The sequence below is a fragment of the Porphyromonas uenonis DSM 23387 = JCM 13868 genome, assembly GCF_000482365.1.
Lineage (GTDB): Bacteria > Bacteroidota > Bacteroidia > Bacteroidales > Porphyromonadaceae > Porphyromonas > Porphyromonas uenonis.
In genome coordinates this window covers 1-23,337 of record NZ_AXVC01000022.1, presented here as the reverse complement: position 1 = coordinate 23,337, position 23,337 = coordinate 1, and the positions used below count along the sequence as shown (strand labels likewise).

17 protein-coding genes and 1 tRNA gene are annotated in these 23,337 nt (G+C 54.5%); 3 read left to right on the top strand and 15 right to left on the bottom strand.

All coding sequences use genetic code 11. The annotated features are described in order from the left end of the window. Window positions 1–406: 406 nt before the first annotated feature. From L215_RS0101135 to L215_RS0101100, 8 genes are all read right to left on the bottom strand, one after another. Window positions 407–1,837 (bottom strand): fimbrillin family protein, encoded by a 1,431-nt coding sequence (locus tag L215_RS0101135; protein WP_025882851.1) that lies wholly within the window; start codon window positions 1,835–1,837, stop codon window positions 407–409. A gap of 58 nt (window positions 1,838–1,895) precedes the next feature. Beyond that, the gene (locus L215_RS09720; RefSeq protein WP_027451206.1) at window positions 1,896–3,356 is read right to left on the bottom strand and encodes a fimbrillin family protein; all 1,461 of its coding nucleotides are present in this window, start codon (window positions 3,354–3,356) and stop codon (window positions 1,896–1,898) included. 20 nt (window positions 3,357–3,376) lie between these two features. Continuing rightward, window positions 3,377–4,951: a DNA/RNA non-specific endonuclease gene (locus tag L215_RS0101125; protein ID WP_025882855.1), complete on the bottom strand. Its 1,575-nt coding sequence runs from the start codon at window positions 4,949–4,951 to the stop codon at window positions 3,377–3,379. A gap of 213 nt (window positions 4,952–5,164) precedes the next feature. After that, window positions 5,165–6,466, bottom strand: coding sequence for a cobyrinic acid a,c-diamide synthase CobB (locus L215_RS0101120; RefSeq protein ID WP_025882857.1), 1,302 nt, complete (start codon window positions 6,464–6,466; stop codon window positions 5,165–5,167). A gap of 10 nt (window positions 6,467–6,476) precedes the next feature. Beyond that, complete coding sequence (cbiD, locus tag L215_RS0101115) at window positions 6,477–8,270, bottom strand: cobalt-precorrin-5B (C(1))-methyltransferase CbiD (RefSeq protein WP_025882858.1); 1,794 nt, start codon at window positions 8,268–8,270, stop codon at window positions 6,477–6,479. Continuing rightward, window positions 8,267–9,064: an ABC transporter ATP-binding protein gene (locus L215_RS0101110; RefSeq protein WP_025882859.1), complete on the bottom strand. Its 798-nt coding sequence runs from the start codon at window positions 9,062–9,064 to the stop codon at window positions 8,267–8,269. The genes cbiD and L215_RS0101110 overlap by 4 nt, the downstream gene beginning before the upstream one ends. 4 nt (window positions 9,065–9,068) lie before the next feature. Beyond that, the gene (locus tag L215_RS0101105) at window positions 9,069–10,103 is read right to left on the bottom strand and encodes an iron ABC transporter permease (RefSeq protein ID WP_007364431.1); all 1,035 of its coding nucleotides are present in this window, start codon (window positions 10,101–10,103) and stop codon (window positions 9,069–9,071) included. Between the two features lie 8 nt (window positions 10,104–10,111). Next, on the bottom strand, window positions 10,112–11,272 hold the full coding sequence (locus L215_RS0101100) for an ABC transporter substrate-binding protein (RefSeq protein ID WP_244869660.1): 1,161 nt from the start codon (window positions 11,270–11,272) through the stop codon (window positions 10,112–10,114). Between the two features lie 319 nt (window positions 11,273–11,591). Here L215_RS0101100 and L215_RS0101095 point away from each other — a divergent pair, with 319 nt between their 5' ends. From L215_RS0101095 to L215_RS0101085, 3 genes are read left to right on the top strand one after another with little or no spacing between them, the layout of a single operon-like run. Further along, window positions 11,592–12,431 (top strand): 1-acyl-sn-glycerol-3-phosphate acyltransferase, encoded by an 840-nt coding sequence (locus L215_RS0101095; RefSeq protein ID WP_025882861.1) that lies wholly within the window; start codon window positions 11,592–11,594, stop codon window positions 12,429–12,431. Then, complete coding sequence (locus tag L215_RS0101090) at window positions 12,428–13,375, top strand: glycine N(alpha)-acyltransferase GlsB (protein WP_027451205.1); 948 nt, start codon at window positions 12,428–12,430, stop codon at window positions 13,373–13,375. The genes L215_RS0101095 and L215_RS0101090 overlap by 4 nt, the downstream gene beginning before the upstream one ends. Window positions 13,376–13,396: 21 nt before the next feature. Continuing rightward, window positions 13,397–13,807 carry a YraN family protein gene (locus tag L215_RS0101085; RefSeq protein WP_025882862.1) on the top strand — a complete coding sequence of 137 codons (411 nt, stop codon included), beginning with the start codon at window positions 13,397–13,399 and terminating at the stop codon, window positions 13,805–13,807. Window positions 13,808–13,985: 178 nt separating this feature from the next. Here the strand turns inward: L215_RS0101085 and groL are convergent, their stop codons facing one another. From groL to L215_RS0101050, 7 genes are all read right to left on the bottom strand, one after another. Continuing rightward, window positions 13,986–15,620: a chaperonin GroEL gene (gene groL, locus L215_RS0101080; protein ID WP_025882863.1), complete on the bottom strand. Its 1,635-nt coding sequence runs from the start codon at window positions 15,618–15,620 to the stop codon at window positions 13,986–13,988. Between the two features lie 51 nt (window positions 15,621–15,671). Further along, window positions 15,672–15,941, bottom strand: coding sequence for a co-chaperone GroES (locus L215_RS0101075; protein ID WP_025882864.1), 270 nt, complete (start codon window positions 15,939–15,941; stop codon window positions 15,672–15,674). Window positions 15,942–16,078: 137 nt separating this feature from the next. Then, complete coding sequence (locus tag L215_RS0101070) at window positions 16,079–17,257, bottom strand: DNA/RNA non-specific endonuclease (RefSeq protein ID WP_025882865.1); 1,179 nt, start codon at window positions 17,255–17,257, stop codon at window positions 16,079–16,081. A gap of 135 nt (window positions 17,258–17,392) precedes the next feature. After that, window positions 17,393–19,036: a DUF5689 domain-containing protein gene (locus tag L215_RS0101065; RefSeq protein ID WP_025882866.1), complete on the bottom strand. Its 1,644-nt coding sequence runs from the start codon at window positions 19,034–19,036 to the stop codon at window positions 17,393–17,395. A gap of 55 nt (window positions 19,037–19,091) precedes the next feature. After that, entirely contained in the window at window positions 19,092–19,910 is an 819-nt protein-coding gene (locus tag L215_RS0101060; RefSeq protein WP_238296244.1) for a DUF5689 domain-containing protein, read from the bottom strand. A 23-nt stretch (window positions 19,911–19,933) separates the two neighbouring features. Further along, window positions 19,934–22,684, bottom strand: coding sequence for a TonB-dependent receptor (locus L215_RS0101055; RefSeq protein ID WP_025882868.1), 2,751 nt, complete (start codon window positions 22,682–22,684; stop codon window positions 19,934–19,936). Window positions 22,685–22,925: 241 nt separating this feature from the next. Continuing rightward, a tRNA-Val gene (locus L215_RS0101050) sits at window positions 22,926–23,000 on the bottom strand. Window positions 23,001–23,337 lie beyond the last annotated feature (337 nt).

Here is a 23,337-nt window from a genome sequence, read left to right as displayed (position 1 = left end):
CACCACTCCCCTACTCCCGATCAGCGATAGCGCCTCGGTGGTCACGTGACAAGTGGCGCTGAGGATAATCCTCTCTGCGTTGCTAAGATACGAATTAACCGCTGAACGACGGTTAATTTCCCGCTAAACGAGCAGTTTCTCACCGATGAAACTTTAGTTTCTTCCGCATGAAACTCTAGTTTCTCCCGTATGAAACTTTAGTTTCCTCCCTATGAAACTCCAGTTTCACCTAGATGACACTGAGGTCTAACGGACTTTTAGTCCTTTGTCGGGAGGCATAGGATAGTTGCCACGCACGGGATAAAACGAACGTAGGGACATACAGCGCAATGCCGTACGTCCCTACGTTTATTCGTTAGCGGGCTGCCTCTCGCGCTAGGCGACGGAGGCTCGCTGGTATGACTGACTACTCGATCGTGATGTCATCGATGAGGAGGTCATAGACACCATTACCACCACCCTTGAAGGCAATGAGGTAACCACTCTTAGCTAGTGCCTTACCACTGATGTCCAGCGTTACCTTAACCCAGTCGGTAGCATTGACACTACCAGCGTAGTCGTTTTGATTCTTAGCTGCGTGAGAAGCATCCTGGATGGTAACGTCAGCGTTGTTAATGTTGCCCAGGTTGTAAGCGTAGTAGCCTTGCTGCGTTAGTCCTGACACCGTTTTGTCTGCAGGATATAGGTTGATAGAGATACCCTTGCCAGTGGCTGTACCCTTGACGTAGAAGGTAATCTTGGACTTGCCTGTGAACTCCTTGCCACTCTTGTTCTCTACCGTGAAGAAGTAACCATTCTTAGCCATTGAGCCACTGATCTTGAGCGCATTGCCCGTGCGACCTGCACCTGTAGCCTCTGAGCAATAAGTGCCTACACCATATTTGTTTAGTGTACCCTTGAAGGCAGCGAAGTCCTCGAAGTTAGCACCGGGGAAGAGTAGCTCACCCGTAGTGGGCTGTGGCGTAGGAGGAGGTGTTACGCCACCCGTGTTGTCGGGATCCACGGTGACGTTGCCCTCATCTACTACGTTCCAGTCAGAGATCTGACCATTGATCTGATCTACTGTGAGAGCGTTTGAAGCGAGGGTGACGTTGAACTTGTGGTTCTTGCCAGACTGGAGAGCGAGGCTAGCGAAGGTGTAGCTGTAGCTCTTGCCATCGCTCAGCTTGATGACGAGCTTAGCATTAGCATTGGTAGCTGGGATGACGATCGTTGGAGCGAAGGTGCCAGCAGCGAGCTGGAGCTTTTGCGTAGCCGTTGCCGTGCCGTTGGTAAGCGTACCGTCAGCAATCTTCATCGAGCTGGTGGTGACGATGCCCTCTAGCTGAGCTGAGGTGATAGTCGTACCAGCAGGTAGACCAGCCATGGTGAAGCTCACGAGAGCTAGCTTGTGCGTAAACTGTAGTACGTGGTTAGCACCCGTAGCGTCCTTAGCGGTCTTGATGCCCGTCAAGTTATTGGAGTAGAGGACATCGGTCTGAGCGTTGGTCAGGTCGATAGCTAGATCAGTCGTGGCGTTAGCGCTATAAGGATAGTAGCTAACGAAGTTGACCGTCTGCCCCTCGGCAAAGGTTAGTCCAGTAGCGGCAGGTGCAAAGGTAGCGGTAGCGCCTCCTGCCGTGGTCTTGTACTCTACATTGGTAGCGGTAGCGTCACCAGTCATAGAGATACCGATGGCATCGTTTGCCTCGAAGGCATTGTTAGCCATACGAAGGTTGAGCGCTGGGATGTTTGACCCAAACTGCATCGCCTCCTGCTGTAGGCACTCACCTTTGTTGTCCTTGTTACAGGCAGTGAGTGCGAGTAGTGCGAGTGCACCGACAAGTAGTTTCTTCATGTTTACTGTTTTTATATACGATAGGTCGCTACAATCTATATGCGACCAGCTTAATCAATTAGTGTACGTTGACAGCCTCAATTTGATAGGTCGTCGTGTGCAGAGGCTCCTGCGAAGCCTCATAGAGGATAGCTATGTATCCAGCCTCAGCAGAGCCTGCGATAGTGTAGCTCTTCTTGTAGTGCTGATTGCCATAGCCACTCGGGGAAGTGCTATCGTTGATGACCTCTAGCGTCTTGACGAGTGCGCCATCCTTGTCTAGCTGCTGGACAGTGAGGGTAGCTCCGTTAGTATGTCCAGTGCTGTAAGTTAGATCAACCGTATAGCTAGAGCCAGCTGTCATCTGTAGACGTGGCGTAACGAGGACACATTTGTTTACTGGATCGGTAGACCTAAAGGCACTGGCCTGAGCATAGTGTACGCCACTGTAAGAGCGCTTCTGAAAGTCACGCGCACCGACGAGTGCTTTGTTGAGCCAGCCAGGGAGTGCAAAGGGATCATGGTCCTTACCCCCCTTGGCGAAGTCATCATTGAGCGGTAGTGCGCGAGCCGTCTGTGTGAGATTGACCCCGTAAATATTCTCGCCAGCAGGCTTAGGGTCTGGCGTGGGCGTTTCGGTTGGAGTGGCAACGATGTTCGAAACGGTGCCATCGTCCTCCCAATCCACGATCTGTCCGTTGACTAGGTCTATGGAGATACCTCCCTGTTGCTCATCAAGGGTGATATTATAATAGTAGATCTTGTTGCTAACGATGTCTAGCTGATTGATCGCCTTGGTGTAGGTGCGCCCATTGCTGAGCGTGAGCTGTAGCTGTGCATTCACAATCTCCTTAGGAAGGATGAGCGAGGAGGCTGAGCGCTGATCTGTACCGACGGTGAGCGGGAGCGTTTCCTTCGAACTGTACGGAGCTCGTAGCTCGCCCGTGAGAACGTCAAAGTCGCCCTCGACGACCATGCCTTGTAGCTGCATCGATTGTAGTGTCACTCCCGCGGGGAGTCCCTGCAGAGTGAAGACGATGCGTGAGAGGACGTGCGAGAAGAGGAGCGTGTACTCCTTCTTGTCCACACGAGGAGCCACCTCACGGTGATGAGCCCAGAGGAGGTCGAGCGGTTCTTTGATCAAGTTCAGATGTATGATCCCCTTCTGAACGTCCGTGCGGTACGGAGCGTAAGCGTAGAAGTCTAGCTCCCTAACGGTGCTGGGATAGATGCGGTCAGACATCGTCGTAGGGTGAAAGATCGCTATATGCCCCCCAGGGATGGCGTGGTAGTGCAGGTTATTGCGCTCCTCAGCTCCGCGCGCATAGACACCGATCTGGTCGCTCACGTCAAAGCGCTCGTCCGTGGCGCGCACCTCCTTGTCGCTGAGACGTATGTTGCTCTTGAAGACTATGTAGTCCTTAGCTTGCGCTCCGTCTTCATCGGGACAAGTGTTACAGCGAGACTGCTCCTTAGTACAAGAGGTAGCGAGGAGTAGCGTCGTGAGTAGTATAGAGATTGTCGTTAATAACTTATTCATAGTAGTAGGTGAGCTACAGATTATTCATCAATCACGGTGACATCGTTGAGCGCAGGGAAGAAGTCAAAGCCTGTCTTCGCCTCCATCTTTTCGAGCGTCGTCTTGTAGTTGTTAGGTTTTCCTGAGAAGCCCTCGTGCGGTATGCACCACGCCTTGGAGTGGTAGCGCTGCTGCTTGTCACGCCATACGACTACCTTGTAGAAGTAGTCAGGTATGGGACAAGCCATGCCATCTCTATCATGAGCATACTGATAGTTCGTATTGTCAAAGCCTACGCCCGTTACAACAAAAAGCGTGTCGACACCGCCAGCAAGATTGCGAACATCGCTCTCTAGCTGTTGCCAGATACCACCATTGTGTTTTTGATTTTGAGGGACCATATTGGAGTAGTAGAACGTGCTGGCGTTGTCATCTCGAGAAGATACACGATCTCCACTAGGGATTTGGTGTCCTTTCGAAAAGTCTTCTACATAAGATCTCTTTAAATTTGGTTGATACACTCTTGAGATCATCGGATCATAGTCCCAAGCATTAGTACGATCAGCCTTTTTCTCTATCAAGTCCTTGTACAGTGGATAAGCCACATAGTGAGCTAGGTGTAGCTTCGTATTATATAGCAGGAAGTAGTTGCGTGCCGAGGGATTGCTCGGGAGCATGTGCTGTACCTCCAGCGTATTGGGAAGATTCTTCTTGGCGGGTAGCTCGAAGTATTGGCCAACCTCTGTGACCTTGCCCGTGCCCGTATCCTTGAGCGTGATGGTGTGGGTGCGCTGCTGTCCCATGACGAGGCTCTGACCCTCACGTAGTGGCCAGGTGTAGGTACGTCCGTTAGGCAGCGTGAAGAGTACCTTCATCTCGCTCGTGGTCGTCTCGATAGGTAGGATCAGCGCGGTAGCCGTAGCGGTAGCACCCGAGACGGAGACTGGCACTGAGATCTCGCCCGTAGAGCTAGCATTGACCTGCCACTGACGACTATAGAGATCTAGAGTACCTGTCGTCGGCATACCAACGATGCGCACCGTGACACCCTCTAGAGAGCCACCATCCTCACTGCGCATCTCAAAGCGAAGCGAGGCGAGTGCCTGACGAAAGACTAGTTCCTTTGCGACATCGGGAGCAATGGCTGAAAGATTGTCCGAGATAAGCAGAGGCTTGAGCGTAGCCTGATCAGCAACGCTGTAAGCGATCTTGCCCCCCTGCGTCTGAGCATTATAGGGGTAGTAAGCGAGGATATCATACTTCATTGACGAGTCCCACTGCACCTTCTGCTGCTCATCAGCTGGGTCGAAGGTCGCAATGCCACCGCCACGAATAGTCTTGTAGTGCAGGTTGCTATGCTGTAGTTGCTCAGCCGACCAAGTGGTATTCTGTGCCGTGCGACGTACATAGATACCAATCTGGTCGCCAGCCTCCCAAGCGGTGCCAGCGACACGCAGGTCGTAGTCCTGCTGTGAGGCGAGGAAAGTTTGATTGGTCTCGCTCTGAGGATGCTCCGCTTCTCCTTGTCTACCCATCGGCTCGCAAGCAGCTGTCAGCAGTAAGCTCCAAGTGGCTACTAGTAGCGTGAAAAGTAGACGATAAGTTCTATTTGCCATGAATTAGTTGTATCAGATTAACTAGAAATATGTGATGCCGCAGCAACAACTAGCGGAGTCCTTCGTGCGTCTACCAAGACGCAATGCAAAAGTACCCTACACAGATTATGCCATCGTTACTGCGATGTGACAAAGCTACTAAAAAAAGCTGTGCCGTCAAAAACGACCCATCTGGTCTCTAGCCTTTAAGCTCTAAGCTCACATATCTGTGGGTCAGAGGAGGCGTGACAGGAGCTGCTCGGTAAGGGCGAGGTGCGTATAGGTGGCGTAGCAACGCCCCGTATGCCATAGCGCGGTCGCCACGGGATCGCCCCACGCATTGTACTGCTGCGCTACTGTGGGGAGCGGGTCTATGATGCGAGAGTAGTGAAACTCGTGCCCACGCACCGCCACACCCTCTATCTCGAGCTGTCGGTAGCCGAGGGCTAGCCCACGCTGCTGCATCGTAGCGGTCTGCTGTAGTGCCCCTACGAGCGGATAACTGGTTCCCTTCTCGTCAACAATCGCCTCGCAGAGGAGGAGCATACCCCCGCCCTCGGCAAGCATCGCTCCGCCCCCACGGACGTAGTCGCGGAGGCTGTCAAGCATGGACTTATTGGCGGACAACTGCTCCAGATGTAGCTCGGGATAACCGCCAGGGAGATAGACGAAGTCGCTCGGCGGAAGCTCCTTGTCGGAGAGCGGACTGAAGTAAGTCACCTCGCCCCACTGCTCTAGCTGACGCACATTCTCCTGATAGAGGAAGTTGAAAGCGTCGTCACGAGCCACGGCTATACGACGAGGCGTTGACGAAGCTTGCTTTTGCAAAGCGGGAGCTTCGTGGGGTCGCTCCTTTCGCTCTGAGGAGATGGCTAGGAGGCGGTCAATATCTAGATGTTGCTCTAAGAGGTCGGCCACCTGATCGGCGTAACGGTCTATCTGCGCCAAGTCGTCAACGTCCAGTCCTAGATAACGACTGGGGATGGCGATGTCGTCGACACGAGGTAGCGAGCCCAGCACGGGCACGCCCGCATCGGAGGCAGCTTGTGTAAGATAGGTCAGGTGACGCTCCGAGGAGACCTTATTAAAGATGACTCCTGCTATCCGGATCCTGGGGTCAAAGTGCTGCAACCCGTAGAGCAACGGAGCCACCGTGTAAGCCATCGAGCGCGGGGTCACGACCAGCACGACGGGCAGGTCTAGGAGACGAGCGATGTCGGCCGCAGAACCTTTGTCCCGATCGTAACCGTCGAAGAGCCCCATCACGCCCTCCACGATGACCGCCTGAGCGTCCTGACTATAATGGTCGTAGAGCGCCTGCACACGCTCGGCACCGTACATAAAAAGGTCCAGATTGACCGCTGGGCGACCCGTAGCCACGCTGTGTAGCTTAGGATCTACGTAGTCGGGACCACACTTGAATGCTTGAGTGGCTAGACCGCGACGTGTGTAAGCACGGAGGAGGCCCATGGTGAGCGTGCTTTTGCCACTCTCAGAGAGGGGCGCAGCGATGAGGAGGGAGGGAAGAGTTGACATAAGTGATTGACTAAAGTTGTGAGTCAGGAATGAGAAGAACCTCGAGCTGAGCCGAGGGAACAAGAGGTTTGCAGACCTGATAGCAGTGATCGACGATGCTTTGGTAGAGAGGGTGCGTACCGTCGGGGAATATCTGCCACAGTTCGCGGGCCAGGGTCATCTCGCTGATCTGTTGCTTCTGCGCTTCGCTCGCTCCAGAGGCAGAGGCGAGGGCGGTGATGAAAGCTTTGTCCATCACCACCTTCTTGCTATGTGTGTCCAGTTCGCCAGCCGCCAGCTTGACCGCCTTGCCGATCATGATGCCGAGGGTGATCTGCGGGAAACCTAGTTCGTTGGCTAGGCTGAGCGTCTCACCGATGAAGTTGCCATACTGAACGAAAGCGTTGGCGGGAAGGTCGGGAAAGCGCCCCTTGAGGTAGCGCTCGCTGCGTCCGCCAGAGTTAAGCACGAGATGCTTGCCATAGACCGACTTGCTCACCTCCAGCTCACGACGTATCGACTCAACAAAGGCTTCGCTCGAATAGGGACGCACGACGCCTGTAGTGCCGAGGATAGAGATGCCGTCTAGGATGCCGAGCCGTGGATTGAAGGTGCTGTGGGCGAGCCGTCGTCCCTCAGGAACGGAGATGGTCAGGTCAATGCCTACTTGGGAGAGGTCGACCAAAGCACCGAGAGCTTGGCGCATCATCTGACGCGGGACGGGGTTGACGGCAGGCTCTCCGATCTCTAGTCCGATGCCAGGGAGGGTAACTCGTCCTACCCCTTCGCCCTGGAGGAAGGAGACCCCGCAATGAGCCTGCGTGAGCGACAAGTCAGCGACGATCTCTGCGCCATCCGTTACGTCAGGGTCACTGCCCGCATCCTTGATGGCGACCGCTCGAGCGCCTTGCGCTGTGAGCTCCGTATGCTGGATCGGAAAGGGGACCCGTTCGCCCTGAGGAAGGGTCACAGTCACCTCGCTGTAAGACTCCTCATTGAGCAGTGTGAGCAGGGCAGCCGTAGCGGCAGCTGTGGCGGTGGTGCCAGTCGTCAAACCGATGCGCTGAGGGAAGAAGTCGCTCCCCAGCAGCCGCTCGATGGAGCGACGAAGTCCTACGGGACCCTCGACAGTGACGGTAGCGGGATAAGGGATCTGTGGCCTTCGGATGACCAGCACGGTGATGCCGAGGGCTAGAGCCTCCTCCACTTTTGCCGCAAAGCCACTCGTGTCGCCACTCTCCTTGAGTAGGATCATGTCTGGTCGTAGCGTGGTGAAGAGCTCTCGGTCACACTGCTCCTTGTCATAGTAAACCAGCCGCTCTGGCGGGAAGTCGCTCTGCCGTAGTCGCTCCTCGGTCTCTGCGATGGGCATCACCCGCAGATAGGTCTCGTGCTGGGTCCAGTAGGCTCTCAGTCGTTCAATCGAGTTGACGCCCGTCAGGGCGAGCAGTCGCCGAGGTTGCTGCTTGAGAAGATATGCCAGCGCCGCATCAAAGGAGTCCAGCGACACAACCGAGGCGGGCAAAGCGGGAAAGGTGCGCTCGTACCGTATGACAGGGAGCTGCAGGCGGGATACACAGTCGGCCACGCTCTGGTGAACGCCCATTGCGAAGGGGTGCGCCGCATCTACGATGAGGGCTATCGCTTGCTCCGTGCAGAAGTGCGCCATCTCCTCGCCATTCATTCCGCCCTCCAGACGGATCCCGTGGTGCATCGTGAGCTCTTGAGAAGCGCCTCGTGTGGAGTAATAAAAGGGTTTGCCCGCTTCCTCACACACCTCGAGCGCTTTGCGCCCTTCTGTGGTTCCGCCGATGATTAGGATCATACGTTTGAGGTGTGGATGAAGAAGTGTAAGGTATCTGGGTCGAAGTCTATTCCCTTTGCCGCAAAGTAGCTCGGCAAGGTCCCGTCACCAGCGAGCGACCTCGGTGGACCCATGTGTAGCTTGTGGTCATCATCGAGGAGCCACACCTGATCGGCTATTTGGAGAGCCAGCTCTAGGTCGTGCGTGGAGAGGAAAATCGTCTTGTGCGTCTCACGAGACAAGCGAAGAAGGAGCTGAAGCATCTCTACCTTCGAGGGAAAGTCCAGGAAGGCGGTCGGCTCGTCCAGTAATATGATAGGAGTCTCCTGTGCCAGCGCCTTGGCAATCATCACCTTCTGGCGCTCGCCATCACTGAGCGAGTCGATCATGCGCTTGGCTAGAGGCTGTATGCCGACCAACTGCAGCGCCTCGTCGACCGCCTGACGGTTACTCTCGTTCATCTGCCCCCAGAAGCCCGTATAGAGACTACGCCCCAGGGCGATCATCTCGTAGGCAGTCGTATTGCTCATGATAAGTCGCTCCGTGAGCACGACGCTGATACGACGCGCCAGCTCTTTGGCACTGTATTGCTGTATCTCCTTACCCTCGACCAGGAGCGCCCCGCCGAGCTTCGGCTGAAAGGCTGCGATCGTCCTGAGCAGCGTCGACTTGCCCACCCCATTTGAGCCGATAAGGCAGGTGAGCTGTCCCGACCAGATGGTAGCGTTGAGCTGGCTCGCTACGACGCGCGTGCGCTTCATCTGGTGATACCCTATCGATAGGTCACAAAGCTCTATCGTTGCGTGGCTAGTCATACGATTACAGTTGCTCTCTACGTCGTTTGTCAAATAGTACCCAGATCACAATCGGAGCACCGATGAGCGCCGTCACCGAGTTGATCGGTAGCGCACCCTCCATGCCTGGCATGCGGGCGATCAAGTTACAGCAGAGCGCCAGGAGCGCCCCAACGAGCGTCACCGCAGGCATCAGTGTCAGATGATTGGAGGTGGCAAAGATGGTGCGACAGAGATGCGGCACCGCCAGTCCGATGAAGACGATCGGACCGCAGTAAGCGGTCACGATAGCGGTCAGCAGGCAGGCCGAGAAGATCACTAGGTGGCGTGCCCGTCCGTAGTTCAGTCCGAGGCTGCGGGCGTAGTTCTCCCCGAGGAGCATCAGGTTCAGCACCTTGATCAGCAGGAAGGAGAGCGGTATCAGCACCAGCATGATCAGGACAAAGGTGGTCACCTGATCGCCACTCACCTTGGCAAAGCTGCCCAAGCCCCAGATCACATAGCTGCGCACATCCTCATCATTGCTAAAGAACTTCAGCACGCCGATGATGGCATTTGCTATGTAGCCGATCATCACACCCATGATCAGTAGCACCACATTGCCACGGACACGCTGCGCCATCGTCATAATGATCGACATCACGAGGAGCGCTCCGAGGAGTGCCGCCACCGAGACAGCCATCTCCCCCACGAAGCCCATCCGCACCAGTGCTCGCTGGCTAATGCTCCCCGAGAGGAGGATAAAGGTCGCCACACCTAGGCTAGCTCCCGAGCTAATACCTAACTCCGAAGGACCCGCCAGTGGATTGCGAAAGACCGTTTGCATCTGCAGACCACTGATGGAGAGTCCCGCACCCGCTACTAGTGCCGTAATGGTCTGCGGGTAGCGACTCTTCCAGATGATGTTGCGCCAGATCTCATCGCCGCCGGCATCCGCCCCAAAGAGTATGCGTACTACCTGGTCAAAAGGGATAGCGATCGTCCCCAGCGATAGGTTGAGCACGAAGAAGACTACGATGAGGAGTGCTATGACTGTAAAGGCTATAATCGGACGTCGCATAGCTTCCCTTAGCGAGTTAGTATCGAGTAAAAGACCGGCTCATGGTCGGGCAGCAGCTGCGGGTGAAAGGCGTGTATCAAGTCCGCCAAGACCACATCAGGCTCCACGGGCGAAAGCTCATAGAAAGGCCTCTCCCGCAGATTGCAGTACAGTACCTGCTTATCCCGATAAGCTTTGAAGTCTCGGTAACGTGCATCCGTCTTGCCCAGGACATCGTAGGAGAAGGCGCCATCGTAGCTATTCGCAATGCGCCAGTAGTCCGCATCGGCGGCCTTAGCATAGACCGTCTCAAAGTCAACGTAGAAGCCTCCCGACTCCTTATCGTCTGCCATAAAATAGTCCGCACCTGCATCCTCAAAGAGGTGAGCCAAGTAGCTTGCGCCACCCACCACGTACCAGTTGCCACCGTGCAGTTCTCCGCTAAGCACCTTCGGGCGGGGCAAGTCATCAGTAATCAAAGCTTGGAGCTCGTGGTAGCGCTGCTCTATCGTGCTGAAGATTGTATCCGCACGCTCCTCCATGCCCAGCAGGAGCGCCGTAAACTTAAGCCACTCAGCCTGCCCCAGCGGGGAAGTCTCCTTGTAGCCCAGGAAGGTAATCAGCGGTATGTCTAGCTGCTTGATCACATCGTAGCCACCCCGCTTGAAGGGGCTTACTAATATAATGTCTGGCTGCAGAGCCATGATCAGCTCGCTGTCGAAGTTGCCCTCGATGCCGATCTGCTTAGCAGCGCCCGAAGCCAGCCGTGACTGCATCTCCTCATTGAAGAGGAAGCGCGTACTGGGCATCCCCACGATCCGATCCACTGCATCAAGCTTGATAAAGTTAGAGAGCTGTAGCGTCGTCATCACGATGACCCGACGCACTGGCGTCTCTATCATGGTGTAGCCCTCAGGCACCTCAGCAGCCAGCTTTTGAGACTGCTCACGAGGCACCAAAGCGTAGCGATACACCTCGCTACTGTCATGCGTTGGGTCGGAGATGGTGACCAGTGTCACCGCCCCCGCATGCTCGATTTGTAATCCCTCGGCATAGCGTATCATAGCGGTGCTATCCACCGCTGAGCCCCCCGCAGTGCCCTCGTCAGAGCCTCCCTTACCACACGATATCAGCAGCAAGGAGAGCGCTAAACAGCTCAGCACATATCTCATACAGCGTAATCTATCCATTTTATTATCGATCTGTTGCACTGCAAAGATACGCAAACGATTCGTCCTAGCTCTAAGGTACCCGTACCTAGACAGGTCTGACCCATTATAACCAACCGTCTAGGAGCTGCACATGACAATAAATAGGAATACACGGTTCGAGTATCGATGCAGAGTGACTACGGGACCTCACTGATTACACCTTCCTCCCGAAGAATGGAATTCCTAGGTAGGAATTGAAACGAGCTCATTTTTATCATGCCTCAGCCCTGGTTGTAACGAGGGTGTAATCGTTATGTGCGCCATTAGTCGTACATTTGCAGCAAATCTTATGCAATCTATGCCTGAAGAGAGCTTTCATCCACAGCAGGTCGACATAGCCGCTATCCTCAATCGACGACGCAAGAAGCCTTTGCCCGCCTTTGTGACCAATGGGGTGGCACGTCTGATCCATCAGCGTGAGATCAATGATGTGCTACGGCGCTACGGACATCTCGAGGGGGTTGACTTTATGGATGCCTTGATCCAGGAGTTTCGCATTGACCTGACGCTCGTCGGGGCGGAGCATCTGCCCGCAGACCCTCGCGCCCTCTTTATCAGCAATCACCCGCTGGGGGGGCTGGACGGGATCTGCCTGACTCACCTCATAGCTGGTCACTATCACTCTGATATTCGCTACATCGTCAACGATCTCCTGCTCAACCTGAAGCCTCTCGCCAATATCTTCGTACCAGTCAATAAGTACGGCGCTCAGGCGCGCTCCTCTATCCAGAGAATGCACGAGGCGCTGGAGAGCGACCTACCTGTGATCACCTTCCCCGCAGGGCTCTGCTCCCGACTCATCAAGGGACAGATACAGGACCCGCTCTGGCGACCAAGCTTTATCAAGCAGGCTAGACAGTTTCGCCGTCCCATCGTACCGCTCTTCTTCCATGGGCGCAACTCGATGAAGTTTTACCGTATCGAGCAACTGAGGAAAGCGCTCGGCATACGCTTTAACATTGGCACGGCATTGCTACCACATGAAATGTTTGCTGCACAGGGGAGCTCCTTCACCGTAGTGGTCGGAGAGCCTATCCCCTACGAGACGCTCGAGGGGGTGAAGCCTAGCGACTTACCTCAGCAGGTCGAGCTCATACGGCAGCAAGTATACCAACTGAAAGACCAACTATCCAAATGAGTGCTACAGAGCAACCCATCATAGCGCCGATAGATCGGCAATTGATCCGACAGGAGCTGACACCTGAGCTCTTCGTCCGTAAGACCAATAAGAGTAATAATGAGATCTACGCCTTCCGAGCTGATCAAGCCCCACAGACAATGCGTGAGGTGGGGCGTCTGCGCGAGGAGAGCTTTCGTGCTGGCGGTGGTGGCACGGGTCTTGAGTGCGATGTGGATAAGTATGATCTGATGGACGATGGATACGTGCAGCTCATCGTCTGGAGTCCCGAGCTGGAGAAGATCATGGGTGGCTATCGATACATACTCGGTGAGTCGGTGCTACGGCATCAGGAGCAGACGGACGCTCTAGCGACGTCGCATATGTTTAGCTTCAGCGAGGAGTTCGTACGCAACTACCTCCCCTACACGATCGAGCTGGGACGCTCATTCGTGAGTCAGGAGTTTCAGACGACACGGGCAGGGCTCATGTCCTCCATCTACACACTCGACAACCTGTGGGACGGGCTGGGCGCCTTGACGGTGATCTATCCTGAGATCAAGTACTTCTTTGGCAAGGTGACCATGTACAAGACCTACAATAAGTACTGCCGCAACCTGATCCTCAAGTTTATGGAGATCTACTTCGGTGACAAGGATCAGCTGGTCTTTCCGATGAATCCTGTCGAGGTGGATATTGACCCAGCGGAGATAGATCGTCTCTTTGTCAAGAACGACCTCAAGAGCGACTACCGCACGCTCAAGGCGGAGGTGCGCAAGCACAATATCAACATTCCCCCGCTCTTCAACGCTTACATGTCGCTCACACCGAAGATCCGCATCTTCGGCACAGCGATCAACGATGAGTTCGGCGATGTCGAGGAGACAGGCTTGCTGACGCCTATTGCGGACATCATCCCAGAGAAGAAGGAGCGTCACATAGACACCTACCAGCAAGCCAAATAAGTAGCAAAGGCTACCCTACTCATGGCTCTCGCTAATGAGCTCGGCGCTGCCGGCGAAAGGGCAGCTCAGCGCTACCTCCTCTCTCGGCACATACGCCTCCTTGAGATCAACTGGCGGGATCCGCTCTGCGAGATCGACATCATAGCGTCTGACGGTCGGCATCTACTGATCGTCGAGGTCAAGAGCCGTATGGAGTACACCGCCACGAGCCCGCTAGATGCGGTCGACCAGGCGAAAGCACATCAGATGATGCTCGGTGGTATGCGCTATGCACAGCGGATGCGCATCGACTTGCCGATACGTTACGATGTCGTCGAGGCGCTCTACTGCCCAGCGAGTGACCTCTTTGAGATTAAGTACCACAAGGAATACTTCTCGGCAGAGGAGATTGCCCTTCAGGAGACACTCCCCCGCGGCACCATCCAGCCCTGACGGCGGGACGCTGGTAAGACTTACGGGGTATAGACAATAAAAGAGAAGAGTCCTACGTATCACATGGATACATAGGACTCTTCTCTTTATTTGTTGCTCCTAGACGACTAGTGCTAGCGCACAGCGTCTAGTGTCTAGCGTTTAGCGTCTAGAGCTTAGTGAATCGGCTTGCGGGGGATTACATCATTCCGCCCATGCCAGGGGCACCTGCCATAGCTGCTGGATCGGGTTTGTCCTCCTTGATGTCGGCGATGACGCACTCAGTCGTGAGGAACATGCCAGCAATAGAAGCAGCATTCTCCAGAGCCACACGCGTTACCTTGGCGGGGTCGATGACACCGTGCTTCATCAGATCCTCAAAGCTGTCGGTACGAGCGTTGTATCCGAAGGCACCCTTGCCGTCACGTACACGCTGTACGACTACGGCGCCCTCCTTAGCAGCATTAGCTACGATCTGACGGAGAGGCTCCTCGATAGCACGCTTGACGATCTCGATACCCGTGCGCTCGTCGTCGGTGTCGCCCTTGAGCTTCTCAACAGAAGAGATAGCGCGGATGTAAGCGGTACCACCACCAGGTACGGTACCCTCTTCGATCGCAGCACGTGTAGCGCTAAGCGCATCCTCGACACGATCCTTCTTCTCCTTCATCTCGACCTCGCTGCCAGCACCTACGTAGAGGACGGCAACACCGCCGGAGAGCTTAGCGAGACGCTCCTGGAGCTTCTCACGATCGTAGTCGCTCTTCGTATTCTCGATCTGATGACGGATCTGGTTAGCGCGATCTGCGATAGCCTCCTTGTCACCATCACCATTGACGATAGTGGTCTTGTTCTTGACGACCGTGACCGTCTCAGCGCTACCGAGCATGTCGATTGTAGCATTCTCCAGCGTCAGACCTGTATCCTCGCTAATGACAGTACCACCCGTCAGGATAGCCATATCACGTAGTATCTCCTTGCGGCGATCGCCGAAGCCTGGAGCCTTGACACCACAGATCTTAAGACCAGCGCGTAGTCTGTTGAGGACAAGTGTGGTCAATGCCTCGCTCTCGATATCCTCAGCAATGATCAGCAGAGAGCGACCCTGCTGGAGCACCTTCTCTAGTAGTGGTAGAAGGTCCTTGATGGTAGAGAGCTTCTTCTCGTAGAAGAGGATGTAAGGCTTCTCCATACGGCACTCCATCTTCTCCGTATCTGTGACGAAGTAGGGAGAGATATAGCCGTTGTCAAACTGCATACCCTCGACAATGTCTACCGTCGTATCGATACCCTTGGCCTCCTCGACGGTGATGACACCCTCCTTCTTGACCTTCTCCATAGCCTGAGCGATCAGTTGGCCGATCTCCTCATCGCCATTAGCCGAGATGGTAGCCACATGAGCGATCTGCTCTAGGTCATCACCCACCTCCTTAGCTTGCTTGCGGATACTCTCGACGACAGCCTTGACAGCCTTGTCGATACCACGCTTTACCTCCATAGGATTAGCGCCAGAGGTAATGTTCTTCAGACCTACATTGATGATGCTCTGAGCTAGTACCGTAGCGGTAGTCGTGCCGTCACCAGCATCCTCATTGGTCTTGGAAGCCACCTCACGTACGAGCTGGGCACCCATATTCTCAAACTCGTTCTCCAGTTCGATCTCCTTAGCGACCGTCACACCATCCTTGGTAATATGCGGAGCGCCATAGCTACGAGAGAGGATCACGTTACGACCCTTCGGCCCTAGTGTCACCTTTACAGCGTCTGATAGCTGGTCTACGCCACGCTTGAGGAGGTCACGAGCCTCTATGTCAAACTTAATTTCCTTTGCCATAATTGTATCTGTCTATTTACTTGATTCTTGATTAGGATAAGACTGCGTGGACTAGAGCGTAGCGAGCACATCGCTCTGCTTCATGATCATGAGCTTCTCGCCCTCGATCTCTATCTCCGTGCCAGCGTACTTGCCGTATAGCACCTTGTCCCCGACCTTAAGGACCATCTCCTCATCCTTCGTACCCTTGCCCACAGCGAGTACCTCGCCCTTGAGGGGCTTCTCCTTTGCGGAGTCTGGGATGATGATACCACCTTGTGTCTTCTCCTCTGCAGTAGCGGGCTTGATCAGCACGCGGTCTGCCAATGGTTTGATTGTCATAGTTTATCTTGGTTATATATTAATGTCTCACTTACCGTGCCCCTCCATGCGGGAGGCACGCATTAAGACAGAAGCAAATAACGTGCCAAAAGAAAGAAGACTCCTCTTGACAAAAGCATCGTGACAGATTTACGCATTTAGATGCCGGGCCAGAGGGAGAGGTCGTCCGTGGGATGCGCTGCCTCGACACGGGTCTCGATATTGTCGGGGAGGTTGTAGAAGAAGTCTAGGCCGGTGCGCTTCTCTAGCTTGTCGATAGAGATAGCGACCGTGCGCGGACGGTCGACCTTAGCTGGACGGGTGTGCTCCACCCAGAAGGCGATCGCCTGATAGTGGTCGCCCCGCTGCGCCAGGATAGCCATCCAGTAGTAGCGTGGCACGGTGATGCCGCCCACGGTGACGCCAAGGGTCTCGCCCTCTCGGAGGGTACCCCCCTTGACCACATAAAGCTTGTCACGCAAACGACTATTGCCCGCCCACTTCTGCACCAGTTGCTCGAGCTGTAGCCACACACCTATATTGAGATTGCGTCGCTGCGGACTCATATTGGTATAGTAAAAGGTCTGCTCGTTTGCCTCCTTGGAGTAAAGACGATCGGCCGAGGCGACAATATGTCCGCGGTCATACCCTCTGAAAGCGCTCTGCGTGACTTCGTACTGACTCGGCACAAAGGGGTCCCAGCGCCAAGCGTCATCGCTACGCCCGGTGTGTCGCTGACAGGTGTAGTCATCGGCACTATAACAGACCCAGATAGGATGGTGGTAGACGACGTCGTACTCCACGGAGAAGTTGACACGCTGTCCCTGCTCTACTCGATGAGTGATATAGTAAGCGGAGCTACGACCCGAGAGCTTGGGAGCCTCTAGGAGAGAGACGTCGCCCAGGATCGTTTCGCTGCCATACTCGCCACTGCCACCCGTATGCCCAGCTGCTTGTTGCTGGGTGATGGCGTAGGAGACGCTTTTGCCATTGGCTGAGAGTGTCAGCTGAGCTTTGCGCTCTCCCCCCTCATTGGCAGAGATCGACACGATGACCTCCTGCTTGCCCGCATGGCCCTCGCTGGGGGATACGGAGAGCCACGTCTCGGGCGATGCGGTGAGTGTCCAGCGAGTCGGAGCCTCGACCGTGACGAAGAAGTCTAATGGCTCGGGGTTAACGACCCGCGCGGAGGCGCCTGTACGATCGTAGAGGGCTAGCTCTGTGGGTAGCTCGGGCTGTGACGTGCCTTGCGGCTTACAACCAACGAGTAGGAGTGCCACCCAGCCTACGAGTAGGAGCATCTGGCGGCATGAGCGTTTATATAGGAGTGAGGACATAGCTCTTTGGAGTAAAGGGGATAACAAAAGGCGAAGCCTCTGAGACTACCCTTCGGAGAGACCTACCCGCTCGGGGGACTGGCTCTCAAGGTTAAGCTCAGAGGCTCCGCTTGGTTGAGATAGTTCTAGGAAAGGCTACTTGACCGTGAGTGCCTCCACTTGGTAAGTGGTGGTGTGAAGAGGCTTCTGCGAAGCCTCGTAGAGAAGAGCTATGTAGCCAGCATCGGCAGAGCCTGTGATCGTGTAACTCTTCTTATAGTGCTGGTTGCCGAAACCGCTAGGACTGCTCTGGTCATTGATCACCTCGAGTGTCTTCACCAGCTTGCCGTCCTTGTCTAGCTGCTGGATGGTAAGCGTAGCACCATTGGTGTGGCCAGTGCTATAAGTCAAGTCGACCGTGTAGCTACTGCCGGCCTTCATCTGTAGGCGTGGCGTGACGAGGACACACTTATTCTCCGAATCAGTAGACTTAAAGGCACTTGCCTGCGCATAGTGCACACCTTCATGGGATCTCTTTTGGAAGTCACGTCCACCCTTTAAAGCTTTGTTGAGCCAACCAGGTAGCGTAAAGGGATCGTAATCCTTACCTCCCTTAGAGAAGTCGTCTGCAAAGGGTATCGTACGAGCCGTCTGCGAGAGATCGACACCATAGATGTTTCCCTGCGGGTTAGGATTCGGATTCGGGTTCGGGTTTGGATCAGGATTCGGATTAGGCTGATTGCCACCACCCACGTCGAAGCGTGGCTGGTCCAGCTTGATGTCGCTACGCAGCGTGGGGCGCAGGTTGAAGAAGGTCTTATTAACCGTCACAACAGCCGTGATGCTACCGCTACCAGAGGGTACCTTCTCATCACGGAAGGTGGCTGTCTTCCACACCTCTAGATTGGTCTTCTTACCACTCTTATCAACGACTTCATGACGTGTTGAGGAGTAGGTGCTAGCTGGGTCAAAGAAAGGTACGTCTGGCTTGACAAACTGGACATCCTTGACACGGACATACTGGTTCGGGTGCTTGCCAGCGATGATCTCAGCGAGCGTTGTCTCGATCGGCTCAATCGGCTTGTTGGGCACGATAGACATCTGTGCGTGTGAGACCTGTAGCTGTATGGTTCCGTTGAAGTTAGAGATCTTAGCGCCCTTGAGCTTAGCGGTTACCTCATCGCCAAACTGCAAGGCGTCTTCGCCCTTGGGCACCGTCAGGACGAGCGCATTGCCCTCAGCGTCCTGTATGTAGTGGAAGCCTGCAAAGGGGAACTGCTTCGTCTCGGCATGAGTCGTGACCGTAGCGCGAATGCAGAGGTCTTGGTCGATGGTCTTGCCATCTCTGTCTAGCCCCTCACCTAGCTTAGCGATCTCAGCGAGCGAGGTGTAGGTGATTCCCTTGCCGGTACTGCCGAGCTGCATGATGAGATAGACGTGCTGTGTCGTAGAGGTCTTGATGATCATCTGAGCTTCGCGAGCATCTTCGCCTCTATTAGGGAGTGTCGTGATGGTGATCTGGTGCGTCCCCTCGGTCGCCTCCATAGGAGTCGCCGAAACCCACTCGGCACCCTCGCCGAAGGTGATCGAAAAGCGTCTATTGGTCTCGATGGTTAGCTGCTGCGTACCACCATCCTGCTTGAAGGGGATCGTGTTGTCGGTGAAGTTTGGTGAGAGCGTCACATAGGGCTTCTCATAATAGTCCATCTCATCCTTACAGCTGGTCACAGCGAGCAGAGGAGCGATGGTGAGGATAGCGAGGAGTAGTCGTCTCGTCGCAAGTTTATTGAGTGTCTTCATATCTGGATCTAACTCTGTTTCTTAAATTCTTGAGCGAAGCTCCGTGGAGCCTCCGTTACTTGGTCGTTTGAAATCGTGGACTGGTGAAGTTAATGTCACTCTCTAGGCTAATGAGGAGCTGAGGCTTCCCATTGAAGTAACCGAGGATGGCGGTAATATTGCCAGAGCCCTGAGGGATCTGCCTACCAGCAAAGAGCGCGTAGCTACTCGAGCGTAGCACGACACGGTTGCCCTGCTGGTCTTCGATCTGACGCTCCACAGCGGGGACGCTTGTCTTATTGTCCGCATCGGCATAAGTCTGGCCTAGCTCGCTATCGACGAACTGTACACCCTCAAGACGTATCAGCGTATTGGTATACTCAGGAGAAAGCGTCGGGATAGTGAGTGTGCGGTAGACGAGTGGCTGGCGACTATTGTCACAGCGCACCAAGCTAGGCGTCATCTGCTCGGGGAGATAAGCATTCTCGTACTTTGGTTCCGTAGAGCTCTTGCCCAGTGTGACGACTCCGCCATACTTGCCGAGCGTTAGCCCGTGACAGCGGATGGCTATCTTAGAGCCACGCTTGTAGAGGAGGTTGGAGTTGACCAGACCCGCCTTGAACTCGATACCGCCCGTCTCGTCCTGTAGATAGATGGACTTGTAGATATTGCCCTCGCTATCGTCCGAGATGACTTGACCGACGATCACCGCATCGGGTACGACCCGTACGGGCTTCGACTGGTAGAGCGCTTTGAGCTCTTGGATCGTCATCGTACGCTCCCAGAGAGGGCGTGGCGTTCGCTCCTGTGGCGGGTCAATCTTGTTGTACTGACAGCTCGTCAGCAAGGCGAGCATGCCGACCACTACGATGAGTCTATTATATATATGTGTCATACTATTCATCCGTTTTAAGGGGGTTAGAACTGTAGTGCAGCGTTGAAGAAGAAGGTCGTGCCGTACATATAGAAGTAGCGACTATCGAAAGGTCTCATCATCTTGCCTTCCTTGGTGTAGCGGACACGGAGCTGCTCGTAACCACCGCTACGGAGGTTCTTCGAGTTGAGCAGGTTAGAGGCCGAGAGGTTGAGGCGTAGGTAGACGCCCGACTTGATGCGCCACGAGTAGCCCACGTTGGCATCAAGCGTGAAGCCACCTGGGAAGACTTCCTGACGAACGTAGTCGTAGTCAAGACTAGCACGAGCCTTGTCCGTGCGACGGATCGGGTTCAAGCTGATGAAGCTACGTCCGAAGTAGTTGAGATCAAGTCCCGCCCACATGTAGAAGGGGAACTGATACGAGACGCTCAGGTTCGCAGCCGTCTGTGGTGTACCTGGCACGTGGAAGCCCTTCCAGTAAACGCGATCCTGCTCTAGGAGCTTCTGACTATTGTCGACCGTCTGGACGTAGTCAGGATTGTTGGCATAGCGATACTGTCCGTAGCTCACCACAGCGATGGCAGTCAGAGCTGGCGTGATCTTGAACTCCATACCAGCCTCGACACCCATGTGCGTTGACTCGATATTTGTCAAGACGTAGTTAGAGAAAGCTCTGTAGCCGTCATCATAGAAGCTCATATTGTCCGTCTTGTCGTAGAAGTGCGTGTAGAAGCCAGTGATACGCCCCTTGACAAAAGGCGAACGTAGCACGTAACTCACATCACCTGCAAGGACACGCTCAGGACGCGGATCCGTCACATACTGATTGCGTGTACGAGGCGACACGAAGATATCTGCGAAGTAAGGCGCACGCTGCGTCCAGGAGGCATTTGCCACGAGGTAGTGACGACCCGTAATCTTGTAGGTGATACCTCCCTTGACACCATAGTTGAGGAAGTTTAGATGCTTCGAGTCTCCGAAAGAGTCATCGGGGAAAAGCCCTCTACGCTGCAATCCCTCGCGGTGCATACCTGTCCAGCCAGCGGTAAAAGCTAAGTAGCCGTCCACATGACGAGACTGTCCCCACAGGTTGCCCCAGAGCTCGGCCTCCTGTATGTGCGCTAGGTAGTTGTGGCCATACTTGTCCCCTACCCCGACCACTCTGTTCGGATGATCGAGATCTACCTGAGACTTAGATGGATCCTGAGCGAAGTCTCGCTCGGAGTACTTGTCGATGTCTAGCCAGTAGTCTCCACCGAGGAGGTCGGCGATAACGTTAAAGCTTGCCGTGCGGTTGAGGCGGTAGTTAGCTCCTAGGTCAAAGCGGAGATGCTTGTTGATGAGTGCATTCCAAGTGGTGGCGAAGTTAAACTGACGCTGGTCTGAGCGTCTATCCTCCACGACGTAGATGCTTCGATTACCCTCAGCGATCTGACGGCCCTGCTCATCGAAGAGAACTTGATAGTTATTCCTATTAATATTGTATAGGCGATCCCAGTTAATGTAGCGCATGTTGCAGTCCGAGTGCCAAAGCTCCTCGTAGTAAGCCGCCATATCTGGATCCTGCGTCTGGCTCATATAGCCGTAGTAGCTAGGCAAGTTGCGGTAGTAGTCAGGACGTGGGTCAGGACCATTGCCCCAGTTAAGAGCTGAGTAAGCATTCCAGCCGAAGCGGTAGCCTACACCCGTCGTCAGTTTGTTCTTCTCATTAATCTGCCAGTAGTGATGCAGCTGTATGATCGGCTCATGATTAGAGCGGACACGTGCATTGCGCAGTTTGCCGCCCTGGAAGCCCACGTTCGGGTTAAAGAAGTTTGATCCGACCAGGTCATACACCTCCTGCGTCGTACCTGAAGCAACACCACGCTCCGTGGGAGCTGCTAGGACGACCAAGCCCAAAGCGTGCTGCGGGGTGAACTGCTTCTCTAGAGAGAGGAAGTAACCCCACGCATCGTAAAACTGTCCCTGCACATAAGACTGATTGCCCCAGCGACGGGAGGCACTCGCCGTGATCGCCCATCCCTCAGGCATCACACCCGTGGCGTGCGTTATCATCGTGCGGTAGTTGTAGGTGCGGTTGCTCCCTGAGAAGGTGAGCGTCGTACCAGGACGATAGCCCGAGGCACGCGTCAGGATATTCATCGTTCCGCCGATATTACCGAAAGAGTAGTCGATTGGCTGCAGACCGTCCTCATTGTTTTGCACACGAACCACATTGTTTAGGCCATTCCATAGCGAGTAAGAGGAGTAGCCATTGTTCATATTGTTCATCTGCATACCGTTGAGGTACTGAGACTGGTAATATGAATCGTACCCGCGCACCCTAAAGCGCATCGGGCTAAACTGGAAACCCGCCTTATTGGTATAGGGATCTCTCGAAGCGGTCAGAAGCGGAGAAATATCTCCAGCCGTCACGCCATCATCGCTCATCACGAAGTCCGTCTTCGAGAGGTCTGCCATGTCAGCAGCCGTCAGCGTCGGTGTGAGCGAGACACGCTCCAGCCGGTTAGCCTCACGAGGCCACTCCAGCTCGAGCACCTCAGCACGGTAGCCCGATTTATTGAATATGACCGTGAGTCTTCCCGTGCCATTATAAGATATGGTATAAGCGCCCGAGGCATCTGTTCGGACCTGCGAGGTAAGCCCCTCAGCGGTCCAAGTCACATCGACCGCGGGTATGGGAGTCCCCGTCTGCTCCTCGTAGACGGCTCCTCGCACTTTGTCTATCTGCTGTGCCTGAGCTCCGTAGAGCGCTATCAGCGCCAAGCATAGAATCTGTACTATTCGTCGCATTTGCTATCTCTATTGTGTTTCGACATTTGCTATACGAGGCAGATTAGATACATCCACCCCTACTTTGCAAAGATATAGAATTCTTATGAGGGCACACGCCTCTGCTCGCAAGTTCACTACCTATTAACATCGCCTTTGCCCACTGGCAATAAAAAAAGAGACCATCGCTACCAGCGACAGTCTCCCAACAATGTAACAATCGTACAACAACTCATTAATCGTACAACATTAACAACTTAAGTGAGTCTTGGCGGATTCGAACCGCCGACCCCCACCCTGTCAAGGTGATGCTCTAAACCAGCTGAGCTAAAGACTCGATACTCTGAGTACACCAATTAGAAAAGCCACCTATGTCGTGACCACGTCTCTATTTGGTGGGACAAAGATACAACAATATTTTGACCCCACCAACTCTCCCCCTTCTGACCTCCTAGGAGAGGAGGGGGAGTCCGGAGCAGGGCGAGCTACGCGCCAAATCGCATTCTGAAGTGAGAAATACGGGCTGACGCATGACAAAAATGAGCTTGTTTCATTTCCTACCTAGAAATTTGCCCAATAATGTCCTCTCCTGAAATAGTACACAGTTGGGAGAGCCAACCCCAACAGCAATGAAACCAGAAAAAAGTAACCGAGGACGAAAGGGATATCCCCTA